Consider the following 14,670-nt stretch of genomic DNA (forward strand, 5'->3'; position numbering starts at 1 on the left):
TCCAATCCGGACCGGAAATCATGAATAAACCGGCGCGTATCATACCGCGAACCCCCCAGCCAAAGCACGCCCGCGACTGGCAGCAGGCGCTGGCGGCGGCGGTGGACAGTCCCGCGGAACTCGACCGGCGGCTCGACCTCGCGCCGCGCCCCGCCGCCGGGGCCGCCCGGGACTTCCGGGTCCGGGTGCCCGAAGCCTTCCTGGCCCGCATCCGTCCCGGCGACCCGGACGACCCGCTGCTGCGTCAGGTCTTCCCCGACCCGCATGAGGATGAACCACGGCCCGGCTATTCCACCGACCCGCTGGCCGAACAGCAGGCCATGGCCGTACCGGGACTGCTGCAGAAATACCCGGGGCGGGCCCTGCTCACCCTGACCGGCGCCTGCGCCATCCACTGCCGCTACTGCTTCCGCCGCCATTTCCCCTATGCCGAGGCCAGCCCGCGCGGCGCGCACTGGCAGGCCGCACTGGAGTATCTCCATGCCCAGTCCGACATCGAGGAGATCATCCTCAGCGGCGGCGACCCGCTCACCCTCAGCGACGCGCGGCTGGCCGCCTGCGTCGCCGAGCTGGAGGGCGTGCCGCAGCTGCAGCGCCTGCGCCTGCATACCCGCACCCCGGTCGTGCTGCCCGAACGGGTGACGCCGGCATTGCTGGACTGGCTCAGCGGCACCCGCCTGCAGACCCTGGTGGTGGTGCACGTCAACCATGCCAACGAACTGGACGCGGCCGCCCGCACCGCCCTGGCGGCGCTGCGCGGAACCGGCGTGCAGCTGCTCAACCAGGCGGTATTGCTGGCCGGGGTGAACGATTCGGTGCAGGCACTGGAACAACTCGGAAAGGCCCTGCTGGCCGCCGGGGTGCTGCCCTACTATCTGCACCAGCTCGACCCGGTCCAGGGCGCGGCACACTTCGCCGTCAGCGATGCCCGGGCGCGCGAACTGCACGCCGCGCTGCAGGCACGGACCTCCGGCTACCTGGTGCCGCGACTGGTGCGGGAGGTCCCCGGGGCGGCCGGCAAGACCCCGCTGTGACGGCCACGCCGGCCGCCGGTGCAGACGGCATTTCCCCTTCGTTGGGAAATGACATATTATTTTTCTAAACAGATGCTTGGCATAGGCGCGCCGCTTCAGGAACCGGGGGTGCCGCCGACAACAATAACCAGGCCAGCCGAGAAGAGAAGGGAGCCATGCAACCGCACCTGCCCACGCGTACGCCGCCGGGAGCCACCAGTTTCGATACCCGCCCTGCCCAACTCGAGCACTGGATCAACCAGCTGCCGATCCTCAATACCGGGGAGACGACCCGCCAGCTGTTCTCCGCGCTGATCGAAATGAACCAACTCGACATCGGCGCCCAGCAGCGGTTCCGGGCACTGGAGTTGCTGCGCCCGAGCATCATCAACGTGCTGCTGGCCATGCAGAAACACTATGTGGGGCAGCCGCTGCCGCTGGCGGACAAGGGGCGCAAGATCCTCGAGCTGAGCGAGGCCCTGCTCAACCAGCTGGCCACCGGATACCGCATCTGTGTCGCCGACGAGGATGCCAGGAGCGTCCTGCGCAAGGACAAGAAGCTGCTCACCACCGCCATCCACCGGGCCCTGAGTGCGTTGAGCGAGTCTCTGCTGCGCGCCTACCTGGTCTATGCCCCCTGTCCGTCCGGGCTCTGGCGTACCGTCCATCAGCTCTACACCCTGGCCGAGGAACGCTCGCTGGTTCACGCCCCGGTGCGGCTGGATGATGACGAGGCGGTCGCCGATACCATCAGCGGCGCTTACAAGCAGCTGCTGCTGCTTGCCCTCACCTCGCCCTACCGGCTGCGCCAGGGCGAGGTCGGCGCCATCTACGCGGTCCTGCGCCAGTGGGCCGAACATGTCAGCCTGGAGGACTACGTCCAGCCCAGGAGTCCGGATCAGATCTTCATCACCAGCCTGGACAGCGACGACCCGCCCACCTATCTGGTGCTCCGGCACCAGAACTACCATCGCCGCAACTGCCGGCTGCTGGATACCGCGGAACTGGCCGAGGTCACCCGGGCGGAACTGGACGCGCTGCAACAGAACGGCGCACGCAGCACCAGTCTGCAGGCCGGGACGCTCCGACGGCTGATGCTCGCCTGGGGCGTGATGCCCAAGCGCCGTTACAGTCGCAGCGAGCAGGGGTCGAAGGCCAGGGTCGCCATCGGGCTGAGCGCGGTACACCACTTCATCAGCGGCGGCGAGAATTTCGATGCCGGCACCGGCGGGCTGGAGGAACGGGCCCGGTTTACCGCCAGCGAGCCCGTCAGACAGCGCGATGAAGCACCCGACGTGTGGGATCTGCGTGCCACCCAGCGCTGGCAGACCGATGAATTCACGGTCCGCATGTTCGAACTGGCCGAGGATGCAGATGAGCCGGCGGCAGACGCACCCGAACCCACCGCGGCCGACACCGAAGCCGCATACAGCACCCATGTCTGGCGCCTGGTCAATGCCAGCGCCGGCGGCTATTGCCTGCTGTGGGACAGCCGCGACAGTACCGATGCCCAAGTCGGTGAGTTGATCGGAATCCACGAGACCGTTGACGATGACACCGATCCCGCTCAGCTGGCCCTGGGCATCATCCGCTGGATGAAATGCCCCCCGGGCAAGGGGGCCGAACTGGGCGTGCAGATGCTCTCGCCCGGGGCCGTGAGCGTGGCCACCCGGGTCATCCGCGCGGGCCGGGAGATGCACTTCATGCGCAGCCTGCTGCTGCCCGAGATCCGGCAGATCAACCAGCCCGCCAGCCTGATCACCCCCACCCTGCCCTACCAGGCCGGGGATCAGGTCGAACTCAATTCCCACGGCAGACTGGTGCGGGTGAAGCTGAACAAGCTGCTGGAGAACACCGGCTCCTTCTGCCAGTTCCAGTTCACCGCCCTGGAAGACAGCGAACGCGCGACCGAACCCGACCCGGAGCATACGACCATGTCGCCGGCCGATTTCGAGTCATTGTGGAAGGAAATCTAAGGACCTCTGATTTATTCGTCATTGCGAGCGAAGCGTGGCAATCTCGCACTTCAGAATCAATCGGTTGGAGATTGCCACGTCACTTCGTTCCTCGCAATGACGAGCATTATTTGGCTTAACTTAAGTGCCATTCATTCCTGAATTAATAAATCGCTTCGAATACCGCCGGATAGACCACCCGGCCGCCGCCGGCGAGCGCTCCCGACACCAGTTCCATGGCGGTAACGGCATCCTCCGGGACCGGCAGGTTGGTGCTGATGCTGAATTCGCTGCCGGGCTTGAAACCGAAGCGTTCGTAATAGTCGGGCCGGCCGGCGATGACAATGGCGGTATAGCGCATGTCGCGGGCGCGGTTGACGGCGGCCTGCATCAGGGCCACGCCGATGCCGCGATGAGACTGCGACGGGACCACCGACATCGGGCCCAGCACCAGCACCGACTTGCGCCCACCCTCGCCTTCCAGCGCGGCCTTGGACAGCAGCAGGTGACCGACAATGCGGCCGTTGATCTCGGCCACCAGCGACAGATCGCGGATGAAATCCGGTGACCTGCGCACGGCGTCGACCAGCTGTGCCTCGGCATCGCCCTCGAAGGCGCTGAGGTTGACGACATCGATGGCCTTGACGTCTTCAGGGCTTTCCGCGCGGACGATGACTTCTTCCATCCGAATCACTCCCCTTGTTCTCGCTTGTCCTGCCTCTACCTTAGCACGCCGCCGCCGGCAGGGGCATCCATTGGCCGCAGAAATGCCGCACCGGCGGCGGTCAAGAGAATTCACATTCCTGCCGATAAGGGGTAGCTTAGTAGGTGGCCGCCCGGGCCATATTGCCAACGGACTGACCTGCCGGAGGGAGCGTGACTGGCAACGAAGATGTACTGCGCCTGATCATTATCGAGGAATCCCAGAACGACGCCGAGGCCATTGCCAATATCCTGCGCAATGCCGGCCACGTTGTGCGCTACCACTATGCGGACAGCCTCGAGGCCACAGCCGAGGGGCTGGAACAGCAGCTGCCGGACCTGATCATCCTGGCCCAGACCCAGGAGGCGGTCACGATGAACGGCCTGCGGGAACTGCTGGACCAGCACTGCCCGGAGACCCCTGTCATCTTCATCGGCGACACCGCCGAGGAGACCCAGATCATCGCCGCGCTGGAGACCGGCGCGGCCGACCTGGTCACCTATGATCAGCCGGATCATCTGCGTCTGGTGGTTGCGCGTGAGCAGGCCAACCTGCTGATGCGGCGCGAGCTGCAGCACTTTCGCATCTGCCACGAGGAAAGCGAGAAGCGCTGCCGGTCACTGCTCGACAGCTCCCGCGACGCCATCGCCTATGTGCATGACGGCATGCACATCTACGCCAATCAGTCCTACCTGGAGATGTTCGGTTTCGATGACCTCGAGGAGATCGAGGGCCATCCCATCATGGACATGGTCGCCCCCGACGACACCACCCGCTTCAAGGAATTTCTGCGTAACTACAACAAACAGGAGCAGAAGGTCGACAACCTGGAAGTGCAGTGCATCAGCGTCCCGCGCGGCAATTTCAAGGCAGTGATGGAATTCTGCCAGGCCTCCATCGAAGGCGAGGTCTGCACCCAGATCGTGATCCGCGATCAGGCCAGCGGCGATCCGGAACTGGCGCAGAAACTGCAGTTTCTCAGCAAGCAGGACATCCTCACCGGCCTGTACAACCGCCAGTATTTTCTCGAGGAAGTCGAATTGGCCGCCTCCGACGCTCAGGCCGGCAGTGCGGAGACCTACCTGTTGTATGTCCTGCTGGATAATTTCAAGGGCGTAAAGGACACGGTCGGCCTGGTCGGCAGCGACATCGTGATCAAGGACATCGCCGATCTGATCCGGGACAAGCTGGGCGAACAGGGCCTGGCCGCACGCTTCGGCGACAACTCCTTCACCCTGCTGCTGCGCCAGGGCGATCTCAACGCCGCCCAGGCGCTGGCCGAGGCCCTGCGTCACGCCATCGAGGAGCATATCTTCGACATCGAGGGACGTACCCTGACCATCACCTCGAGCATCGGCATCAGCCCGGTCACGGAAAATGTACCCGATGCCCACGAGGCGATCTCGCGTGCCGACCTGGCCTGCGAGGTGGCCCGTTCGGCCGGCGGCAACCGGGTGCACCTGCACAATCCGGTCACTGACGAGCAACTCGGGCGGGAACGCGAACAGCAGTGGAAACAGGCCATCAATGACGCGCTGGAGCAGAACCGTTTCAGCCTGATGTATCAGCCCATTGTCAGCCTGCAGGGCGATCCCGCCGAGCGCTACGAAATCCTGCTGCGCATGCGCGACGGCGACGGCGAAGAGGTCCCGCCGGGGCAGTTCCTGCCGGTGGCCCGGCAGACCGGCCAGATCGTCGACATCGACCGTTGGGTCATCGGGGAAGCGGTAACGCGGCTGGCCGAACGGCGGCGCGAGGGCCACGACACCATCTTCTTCGTCAAGCTCTCGGGGCCGACCCTGGAAGATCCGGAACTGCCCCTGTGGATCAATGAACAGCTCAAGAACGCCCACCTGCCGGGCTCGGCCATGGTGTTCGAGATCGCCGAGAAGGAGGCCGCCGACCATCTCAAGCATACCAAGGCCTTCACCAAGTCAATGGAAAGCATCCATTGCAAGACCTCGCTGGAGCATTTCGGCGGCGGCCCCAACTCCTTCCAGCTGCTCAAGCACCTGGCGGTGAATTTCCTCAAGATCGATGGCGCCTATATCCACAACCTGGCCTCGGACGAGAACAACCAGGCCATGGTCCGTTCCATCCTCGACATGGCCGCCTCGATGCAGAAGGAATGCATTGCCGAGTTCGTCGAGGACGCCAGCAGCCTGACCGTGCTGTTCCAGCTCGGCATCCCCTTCATCCAGGGCTACTTCCTGCAGGAGCCGCACCCGGGGATGGACTACGACTTCACCGAGGAGTCGATCTAGGTCCCCCTCGAGCCGGGTGAAGCTAACGCAGAGTGCGTAGGATGGGTGAAGCGCAGCGTAACCCATCGCTGTGGCGGCGGGTGATGGGTTACGGCGCTACGCGCCTTCACCCATCCTACTCGCTGCGTTAATGCCGCCTGCGTGACTAACGGCTCTCCAGTGACGTAGGTCGGGTTACCGCAGCGTAACCCGACGGACCGCGGCGGGTGTCGGGTTACGCCTTACAGGCTAACCCGACCTACAGCTGTCTAGCGGCTTTCCAGCAGATGCGACACCAGGCCGTCGGCCAGCTTGGGCTCGAACCAGGTGGACTTGGGCGGCATCACCTCACCGGCGTCGGCCACCGCCATCAGTTCGGACATCGGCGTGGGATACATGGAAAACGCCACCACCATCTCGCCGCTGTCGACCCGCTTCTGCAGCCCGTCCAGGCCGCGGATGCCGCCAACGAAGTCGATGCGGGAATCGCGGCGCGGATCGGTAATGCCGAGCACGGGATCGAGCAGGTTGTCGGCCAGCAGGCTGACATCCAGGCGCTTGACCGGATCGTCCTTCGGGATCAGGTCCTCGCGGATATTCAGGCGGTACCACTTCCCACCCAGATACATGCCGAATTCGGCCGGACCCGCGGGCTTGACCGGCGCATCACTGGGCTCGACCTCGAATGGCTTGCTCACCGCATCCATGAATTCATCCATGGACAGGCCGTTGAGGTCCTTCACCACCCGGTTGTAGTCGAAGATGGCCATCTGTTCGTGCGGGAAGATCACCGACAGGAAGTAGTTGTAGGGCTCCTCGCCGCTGTGGTTCGGATTGGCCTCCTTGCGTGCGGCGGCGACGCGCGAGGCCGAGGCCGAGCGATGATGGCCGTCGGCGATGTAGAGATTGGGCATGGCGTCGAAGCGGGCGGTGATGTCGTCGATGAGCTTCTGATCCCGCACCACCCACAGCTTGTGACCGATCCCGTCGTCGGCGACGATGTCGACGTCCGGCGCGCCGCTGGCACCGGCTTCCAGCAGGGCGTCCACTTCGGGGTCGGAACGGTAGGCCAGCAGCACCGGACCGGTCTGCGCGTCCAGGGCGTCGATCTGGCGCACCCGGTCATCCTCCTTGTCGGGGCGGGTGAACTCGTGCTTGCGGATGCGGTTGCTGTCGTAGTCCTCGACCGAGGCCACGGCCACCAGACCGGTCTGCGTATGATCGCCCATGTGCAGGCGATAGATGTAGTAGCAGGGCTGTTCGTCCTGCACCAGCACGCCCTCCTCGCGCATGCGCTGGAAATTCTCCGCGGCCTTGGCATAGACCTCGGGGGCGTAGGGATTGGTGTCCTCGGGCAGGTCGATCTCGGGCTTGGAGATGTGCAGAAAGCTGTAGGGCCGGCCCTCGGCACGGCTGCGCGCCTCGGCGCTGTTGAGGACGTCATAGGGCGGGGCGCAGACATCGCCGGCGCGGCCATCGACGGGGCGCAGGCCGGCAAAGGCTCGGATCAGACTCATTACGGCTTCCTTATGCTTGCTCGTGGAAGCCGCGTATTGTACTGGATCGGGCCGGGAGTTTCAGGGCCGGCCCCGAAGCCTACTGCTGCGCGGCCTTGAGCGCGGCGATGCGCTCCTCCAGCGGCGGGTGCGACATGAACAGGCGCTTGAGCCCCTGGCCGATCTGCCCGGAGATGCCGAAGGCGGCCATCTGGTCCGGCAGATGCGGCCGGTCCACGCTCTGGCGCAGCCGCTCCAGGGCGGCGATCATGGCGCCGCGCCCGGCCAGCTGTGCGCCGCCGGCATCGGCCCGGAACTCGCGTCGGCGCGAGAACCACATGACGATGGCGCTGGCGAGTATCCCCAGCACGATCTCGGCAATGATGGCCGTGATCCAGAAGGCCGGTCCATGGCCGCGCTCGACCTTGAACACCACCCGGTCGACCAGGTGGCCGATCACCCGGGACAGGAAGATCACGAAGGTATTGACCACGCCCTGGATCAGGGCCAGGGTGACCATGTCGCCGTTGGCCACATGGCTGACCTCATGTGCCAGCACCGCCTCCGCCTCCTCCCGGCGCATGCCGCGCAGCAGCCCGGTACTGACCGCCACCAGCGAACTGCGTTTGCTGGGACCGGTGGCGAAGGCGTTGATATCCGGCGAATCGTAGACGGCCACCTCGGGCATCGGGATACCGGCCTGGCGGGCCTGGCGCTGGACGGTTTCCAGCAGCCACTGCTCGGTGGCATCCCGCGGCCGTTCGATGACCTGCGCACCGGTCATGCGGCGCGCCGTCCATTTGGAAATCATCAGCGAAATCAGCGACCCGCCAAACCCGATCACGGCGGAGAAGATCAGCAGGGCATTCAGGTCCAGCCCCACGCCCTGCTCGTCCAGGATGCGCTCCACGCCCAGCAGACGCAGGGTGATGCTGAGCACGACAATGATCGCCAGGTTGGTGGCAAGAAACAGAAAGACACGTTTCATCTGTGGGTTTCCTCAGCCGGTGACCGGCAACAAAAACAAACCTGCACAAAAATCCCAAGTATAATGGCGTTATAATTGCAACGATGCATACCGCGATGGCGTCTTTTCAATCGGGGCGCCAGCCGATATTTTCAAGTCAGACACGGGATTGCACCAGTCGTTCATGTCCAGGACCCCGACAGAGAAACAACCGCCTCAGCGCCCCCGGCGTCAGGGAGCCGTCGCCCGCGGCTGGCGCCGGCTGCGGCGTGCCCTGCCCAGCCACATCCCGATCGCCTACAAGCTCTCGTTCGTGATCTCCATCCTGATGGTGACCTGCATCGGCCTGCTGGCCAGTCTCGTGGTCCAGCACCAGAACCAGATCCTGCGCCAGCAGGTCGACGAACTGGGCCGGACCCTGGCCCACCAGTTCGCGCGCTCCGCTGCCGAGCCGCTGCTGGCCGACGACGCCCTGGCGCTGGATGTGCTGACCACCAACCTCATCCAGGATGACAATGTACTGGGCACTGCCATCCTCAGTTCCAAGGGCGAGATCCTGACCCAGGCCGGCATCACCCCCTTCGACCGGCCGGAGGACCAGGCGGCCCCGGACCCCAACCGGCTGCGCGGCTATGAGTGGCAGAGCCGGGATGCCGGCCAGCCCCATCCCTACGACCTGGTCGCCTTCACCAGCGCGGTACAGGTGCAGGATGTGGTCGCCGGACATGTGGTCATCACGCTCAACCGCACCCCCTGGGAACAGTCCCTGTTCACGGCCAACCAGCACATCATCCTGGCCAGCCTGATCGTGGTGCTGATCGGCTCGGTACTCACGGTCGCATTGAGTCGGCGCCTGTCCCAGCCCATCTATGACCTGATCCACGCCAGTCAGGCCCTGGACGAGGGGCTCTATCACCTGCGCTTCCCGGAACGACGCAAGGACGAGTTGGGCAACCTGATGTCCTCCTTCAACCGCCTGGCCGAGGGACTGCACCAGAAGAACCAGGTCGAGCGCACCCTGTCGCGTTACCTCTCGCCGCGTGTGGCGCAGGAGATCCTGGCACGCGGCACCCGCCTCGGTGGCCAGCGCGTCGATGCCACCGTGCTGTTCGCGGACATCGTCGGTTTCACCGAGATGTCCGAGCGCATGGCGCCCGAGGCCGTCGCCCAACTGCTCAACCAGTACTTTGCGCATATCTTCCGTGCCACCGACGCCAACCACGGCATGATCGACAAGTACATCGGCGACTGCGCCATGCTGGTGTTCGGCGTGCCCCAGTCCGATCCCGATCATGCCTTCAACGCCGTGGCCTGCGCCCTGATGATCCAGCGACTGGTCGAACTGGAAAACCAGGCACGCGCGCGCCGCAGTCAGCCGCCGGTACGCTTCCGGCTGGGCCTGAACAGCGGCGAGATGCTCGCCGGCAACATGGGGGCGGACGAACGCATGGAATACACCGTGGTCGGCGACAATGTCAATCTGGCCTCGCGACTGTCGACCTGCGCCGAAGCCGGCCAGGTACTGGTCTCCGAATCGGTGTACGCCCGTGACGAGGTGAAGAATCGCGTGACCGCCGAGCCGCACGAGGCGGTCAAGCTGCGCGGTATCTCGCGGCCCGTGATGACCTATCGGATTACCGGCCTGAAGCCGGAATACCGTGAAGGCTTCGAGCGTCGGATCGAGTTGCTCTGGCACCAGGGGCGGCTGCAGAGCGCATGAAGCGGACGTTGTCTCTGGTGGTACTGCTCCTGCTGCTGGCAGGCTGCAGCCTGACCCCGCCGCGGCAGACCGGCATACTGGCCCCGGTGACCCGCGCGGCCGACGATTACGAACAGGCACGCGAGCGATATGCCGATGACCCGGCCATTGTCGATCTCTACCGCGAGCGGCTGGTCGAACTGGCCCTGACCCTGGCCCAGCACCGGCGCCAGGAGGGCGAATGGTATGTCGCCGAGCGCACCCTGCACCATGCCCTGGCCACCCTGCCCGGTCATACCCGGCTCGAACAGGCACTGGAACAGACCAACCTGGCCCGCCAGGCCCAGCTGCAGCAGGTACGGGACCAGGCCCTGGCCGCCGAAGCCGAATATCGACTGGCCCGGCGCTCGACCCTGCAGGAACAGACGCGGCTGCAGGAGCAGGATTACCTGCACGACTGGCGCGTCAACCGCAACGCCAGCCGGCTCGACGCGCTGGCCGAACCGCTGCGCAACTGCGCTCGACGCAACCTGGAACGCAACGCCCTGGTGCTGGCCGAACGCTGCCTGGTGCTGGCCGAGCGCATCCGCGGCGAGGCCTTCGTACAGGATACCCGCCAGGCCCTGCAGGCCCGCCTGACCCCGCCGGAGCAGTCAACCACGGTGGCCGGGGCCGACCCCAGGCCCACGCCCCCGGCCAGGAACAACAATCGCAAGGCGAAGGAAGCCGAGTTGCGCGCCGGCCTGACACGGGCGATGAACGCAGGCGACCTCAGCCACGCCCGTGCCATCACTCACGAACTGATCGAACTCAAGGGCCAGACCCCGCAGCTGCGCGACCTGCAGCGCTCATTGGACACCGCCATCCAGGTTCAGATCGACAGTCTGCACAAGCTGGCCAACGAACATTACCGCCTGCAACGCTACCAGGAGGCCAAATCCGCCTGGGAGGAAGTATTGAAACTCGACCCCGACGATCCCCAGGCCCGTACCCTGATCGAGCGCGCCGACCGGGTTATCCAGAAGCTGGAATCCCTGCACCAGGAAGACGGCAACGGCCCCAATCCGCGCTAGCCGCACGTACCCGATGGAACCAGACGCGATCCAGCGCAGCTATGCCCGCCGGCACCCCATGAACGACTGCATCATGGCATTGCTGGCGACATTGCACGGCTGTCTGTCCCGCCGATTCGCCGGCGGGCAACTACGCCGTCTGGCAGCCCCGATCATGCTGGTGCCGCTGTTCTGGCTCCTCGCCGGGCCCGAGGCGCACGCCCATCAGGTCAAAGCCCAGCCGGCGGACAAATCCACACAGAGCTCGCTCGTCCTCAGTCCGGACGAGGTCCGCTATCTGGAACAACTCGGGGAAGTGCGCGTCCCCCTCATCCACGACCAGCCGCCGCTCAGCTTCGTCGAGAACGGCGCCGCGCGCGGCTATCTGAACGAACTGCTGGACGTCATCGCCGACAAGCTCGGGCTGGAGGTTCAGCGTCAGGATGCCAGCTACGCCGAATCGATCCGGGCGCTGCGTGACAACAGGGCGGACCTGCTCAATGACTATTCCAGTTCCGACGACCGCTCGGGATATCTGCTCGAGACCACGCCGGTCCTGACCTCGCCCTTCGTCGCCGTCGGCCGCGTCGGCGCTGAAACCATCCGCAGCATGGAGGATCTGCGCCAGGCCCGGCTGGTGCTGGTCTCGGACTTTCAGCAGACCCGCGCCATTCAGGAACATTATCCCGGGCTGGATACAGTGCTGGTCGACCGGATCGACCAGGCCTACCGCGCCCTGCGGACCGATGATGCCGACTACTACATCGACAATGCCACCCATGCCGGCTATTACCTGCGTCACCATATGATCACCGACCTGAAGATTGCCGGCGAAATACCGGCGCAGGAAATCGGCAGGCTCAGGCTTCATTTTGCGGTATCCGAAAACCACCCCCTGCTGCATTCAGCCATCCAGAAAACCCTTGGACGCATGCTGGAAGACAAGGAACTGCAGCATCTCAAGGACCGATGGCTCTACAGAACCGGATCAAACCGGGAACTCTCACTCAGCAGCGAGGAGCGCAGCTGGCTTGCCGCGCACCCCGAGATCCGGGTTGCACTCGACCCCGACTGGGCACCGGTGGAGTATCGCAGCGAAGCCGGCGTCTATGACGGAATATCGCTGGACTACCTGACCCGCCTCGAGCAACGTCTGGGCATAGACTTCGTGATCATGGACGGGCTCACCTGGCAGGAGGGCGTGGATGCGCTCAAATCACATCAGGCCGACATGTTCGCCTCTGTGGCGAAAACGCCGCAGCGCGAGGAATATCTGCGGTTCACTCGCCCCTACCTGGAAATGCCCATCCGCATATTCGCCAGGGACGACACGTCCTATATCGGTGACCTGAACAACATCTCGGACAGGCGCATCGCCGTGGTGGCGGGTTACGCAATCCAGGACTGGCTGAGCAACGACCATCCCCACCTGAACCTGGTACCCGTACCAACTCCGGCCGAGGGTCTGAAGCGGGTGGCCAGCGGCGATATCGATGCCTTCATCGGCAACGTGGTCACAGCGACCTACTATATCGGCAAGCTGCAGATCGACAATGTGCGCGTGGCCGGCGACACTCCCTATGCCAACGCCCAGGCGATGGCCGTACGCGACGACTGGCCGATCCTGGCCGGCATCCTGCAGAAGGCGCTCGACACGATTCCGGCAGAGGAACACAGAACCATCTACAACCGCTGGATGTCCATCCGCTTCGAGCACACGCCTGACTATCGTCTGCTATGGTGGCTGGCGATTGCGGCCACACTGGTGCTCTCGGCCAGTTTCTACTGGAATCGGATACTGGATCGTCAGGTCAAGGCGCGCACCGCCAGACTGCAGGAAAACGAAACCCAGATCCGCAATCTTCTGAACGCAAAGAACTACATCCTCGAAGGCACCAATGCCGGCACCTGGGACTGGACCCTGGCGACGGGCCAACTCATGATCAATGAGCGCTGGGCCGAAATGACCGGGTATCAGCCCGCCGACCTGGAACCCATGAGCATCGACAAATGGCTCGCAAGCGTGCACGAGGTGGACAGGGAGGAAGTCCAGTCCGCGCTGGACGATCACTTCAACGGCAGGAACCGCTACGTCGATGTCGAATTCCGTCAGCGACACCGGGACGACCACTGGGTCTGGCTCAACGCCCGGGGCAAGGTGGTTGAATGGGACGACCAGGGCAGACCCGTACGCATGAGCGGGACGCTCCTGGACATCACCCAGCGCAAGCAGGCCGAGGAAACGATCCTCCACCAGGCGCATTTCGATGCCCTGACCGGACTGCCCAACCGCTTCCTCACCCTGGATCGGCTGTCCCAGCTGCTGCTGGATGCCAGTCGTCGGGATGAGAAGGTCGGCATCCTGTTCATCGACCTGGACGACTTCAAGAAGATCAACGACACCCTGGGGCATGACACCGGCGACCGTATCCTGGTCGATGCCGCACAGCGTCTACGCGGCGCGATCCGCGGCGTCGACACCATCGGCCGTCTGGGCGGCGACGAATTCATCGTACTCGCGGGCAGTCTGCATAGCGACGACGATGTCATTCAGGTCGCCGAACAGATCCTGGAAGGCTTCCGTTCACCCTTCCGCCTGGACGGCCGCGATCTGATGCTCACTGCCAGCATCGGCATCTCGCTGTATCCCGATGATGCCGACAGCGCGCTCAAGCTGCTGCAGAATGCCGACTCGGCCATGTATCACTCCAAGGCCCACGGCCGCAACACCTATGCCTTCTTCACCGAGGCCATGAACGAAAGCCTGTCACGCCGGGTAAGTCTGGAGGACAAAATGAACGGCGCGCTGGAACGCGGCGAGTTCCATCTCCATTACCAGCCAAAGGTCGATCTGGTCACCGGGCGTACGATCGGCGCCGAGGCCCTGCTGCGCTGGAACAACCCGGAACTCGGCAGTATCTCTCCGGCGGAGTTCATCCCCATCGCGGAACAGACCGGGCTGATCGTACCCATCGGCGAATTCGTACTGACCAAGGCATTGGAAACCGCCGCCCGTTGCCGCGACCGCATCGATCCGGATTTCTCCATCGCCATCAATCTGTCGCCAAGACAGTTCCGCGACCCCGGTCTGGTGGATTTCTTCACCCGCGCCATCGAACAGACCGGCATGGACTGGCACAACATCGAAATCGAAATTACCGAAGGCGTGCTCATGACCGGCCTGTCCTACATCGACGAGGCCCTCACGACATTGAGCGAGAAAGGCCTGTCACTGGCCATGGACGATTTCGGCACCGGCTACTCATCGCTCAGCTATCTGCGCCAGTTCCCCTTCACCGTGCTGAAGATCGACCGCAGCTTCGTCCAGGAAATCACCCGCAACAGCAACGACCTGGAACTGGTCCGCGCCACCATCGCCATGGCTCACAGCCTGGGCCTGAAGGTCGTCGCGGAAGGCGTGGAAACGGAAGACCAGCTGAACCGTCTGAAGGAACAGGGCTGCGACTACGCCCAGGGCTACCTGTTCGGTCGGCCGGCCAGTGCTGATGCGTTGCTGGAGAAGCTTCAATCATCCTAAAAGG

Annotated in this window: 9 protein-coding genes; 6 read left to right on the forward strand and 3 right to left on the reverse strand. The window is 64.3% G+C overall.

All coding sequences use genetic code 11. The annotated features are described in order from the left end of the window. Positions 1–20: 20 nt before the first annotated feature. Complete coding sequence (epmB, locus tag COW1_RS07295) at positions 21–1,034, forward strand: EF-P beta-lysylation protein EpmB (protein WP_201345892.1); 1,014 nt, start codon at positions 21–23, stop codon at positions 1,032–1,034. Positions 1,035–1,189: 155 nt separating this feature from the next. Continuing rightward, the gene (locus tag COW1_RS07300; RefSeq protein WP_201345893.1) at positions 1,190–2,989 is read left to right on the forward strand and encodes a hypothetical protein; all 1,800 of its coding nucleotides are present in this window, start codon (positions 1,190–1,192) and stop codon (positions 2,987–2,989) included. Between the two features lie 142 nt (positions 2,990–3,131). Here COW1_RS07300 and COW1_RS07305 read toward each other — a convergent pair whose 3' ends face one another. Further along, positions 3,132–3,653, reverse strand: coding sequence for a GNAT family N-acetyltransferase (locus COW1_RS07305; protein WP_096365703.1), 522 nt, complete (start codon positions 3,651–3,653; stop codon positions 3,132–3,134). A gap of 191 nt (positions 3,654–3,844) precedes the next feature. Here COW1_RS07305 and COW1_RS07310 point away from each other — a divergent pair, with 191 nt between their 5' ends. Next, complete coding sequence (locus COW1_RS07310) at positions 3,845–5,935, forward strand: EAL domain-containing protein (protein WP_201345894.1); 2,091 nt, start codon at positions 3,845–3,847, stop codon at positions 5,933–5,935. A gap of 248 nt (positions 5,936–6,183) precedes the next feature. Here the strand turns inward: COW1_RS07310 and COW1_RS07315 are convergent, their stop codons facing one another. Together COW1_RS07315 and htpX are read right to left on the reverse strand one after the other, a co-directional pair. Beyond that, positions 6,184–7,431, reverse strand: coding sequence for a DUF1015 domain-containing protein (locus COW1_RS07315; protein ID WP_201345895.1), 1,248 nt, complete (start codon positions 7,429–7,431; stop codon positions 6,184–6,186). Positions 7,432–7,510: 79 nt separating this feature from the next. Further along, positions 7,511–8,398 carry a protease HtpX gene (gene htpX / locus COW1_RS07320; protein ID WP_201345896.1) on the reverse strand — a complete coding sequence of 296 codons (888 nt, stop codon included), beginning with the start codon at positions 8,396–8,398 and terminating at the stop codon, positions 7,511–7,513. Between the two features lie 163 nt (positions 8,399–8,561). On the opposite strand from htpX, the gene COW1_RS07325 reads away from it, so the two are divergent. Genes COW1_RS07325 through COW1_RS07335 form a run of 3 tightly spaced genes read left to right on the forward strand, consistent with a single transcriptional unit; the run spans position 8,562 to position 14,666 of the window. Continuing rightward, positions 8,562–10,097, forward strand: coding sequence for an adenylate/guanylate cyclase domain-containing protein (locus COW1_RS07325; RefSeq protein WP_201345897.1), 1,536 nt, complete (start codon positions 8,562–8,564; stop codon positions 10,095–10,097). Continuing rightward, complete coding sequence (locus COW1_RS07330; protein WP_201345898.1) at positions 10,094–11,149, forward strand: tetratricopeptide repeat protein; 1,056 nt, start codon at positions 10,094–10,096, stop codon at positions 11,147–11,149. The genes COW1_RS07325 and COW1_RS07330 overlap by 4 nt, the downstream gene beginning before the upstream one ends. A 13-nt stretch (positions 11,150–11,162) precedes the next feature. Further along, complete coding sequence (locus COW1_RS07335) at positions 11,163–14,666, forward strand: EAL domain-containing protein (protein ID WP_201345899.1); 3,504 nt, start codon at positions 11,163–11,165, stop codon at positions 14,664–14,666. The last annotated feature ends 4 nt before the right edge of the window (positions 14,667–14,670 follow it).

Origin of the sequence: Thiohalobacter sp. COW1, assembly GCF_016629505.1 — a bacterium.
Lineage (GTDB): Bacteria > Pseudomonadota > Gammaproteobacteria > Thiohalobacterales > Thiohalobacteraceae > Thiohalobacter > Thiohalobacter thiocyanaticus_A.

Coding starts and splice junctions, on each gene's coding strand:
- epmB (WP_201345892.1), top strand. CDS start 21: ATGAATAAACCGGCGCGTATCATACCGCGAACCCCCCAGCCAAAGCAC.
- COW1_RS07300 (WP_201345893.1), top strand. CDS start 1,190: ATGCAACCGCACCTGCCCACGCGTACGCCGCCGGGAGCCACCAGTTTC.
- COW1_RS07305 (WP_096365703.1), bottom strand. CDS start 3,653: ATGGAAGAAGTCATCGTCCGCGCGGAAAGCCCTGAAGACGTCAAGGCC.
- COW1_RS07315 (WP_201345895.1), bottom strand. CDS start 7,431: ATGAGTCTGATCCGAGCCTTTGCCGGCCTGCGCCCCGTCGATGGCCGC.
- htpX (WP_201345896.1), bottom strand. CDS start 8,398: ATGAAACGTGTCTTTCTGTTTCTTGCCACCAACCTGGCGATCATTGTC.
- COW1_RS07325 (WP_201345897.1), top strand. CDS start 8,562: ATGTCCAGGACCCCGACAGAGAAACAACCGCCTCAGCGCCCCCGGCGT.
- COW1_RS07330 (WP_201345898.1), top strand. CDS start 10,094: ATGAAGCGGACGTTGTCTCTGGTGGTACTGCTCCTGCTGCTGGCAGGC.
- COW1_RS07335 (WP_201345899.1), top strand. CDS start 11,163: ATGGAACCAGACGCGATCCAGCGCAGCTATGCCCGCCGGCACCCCATG.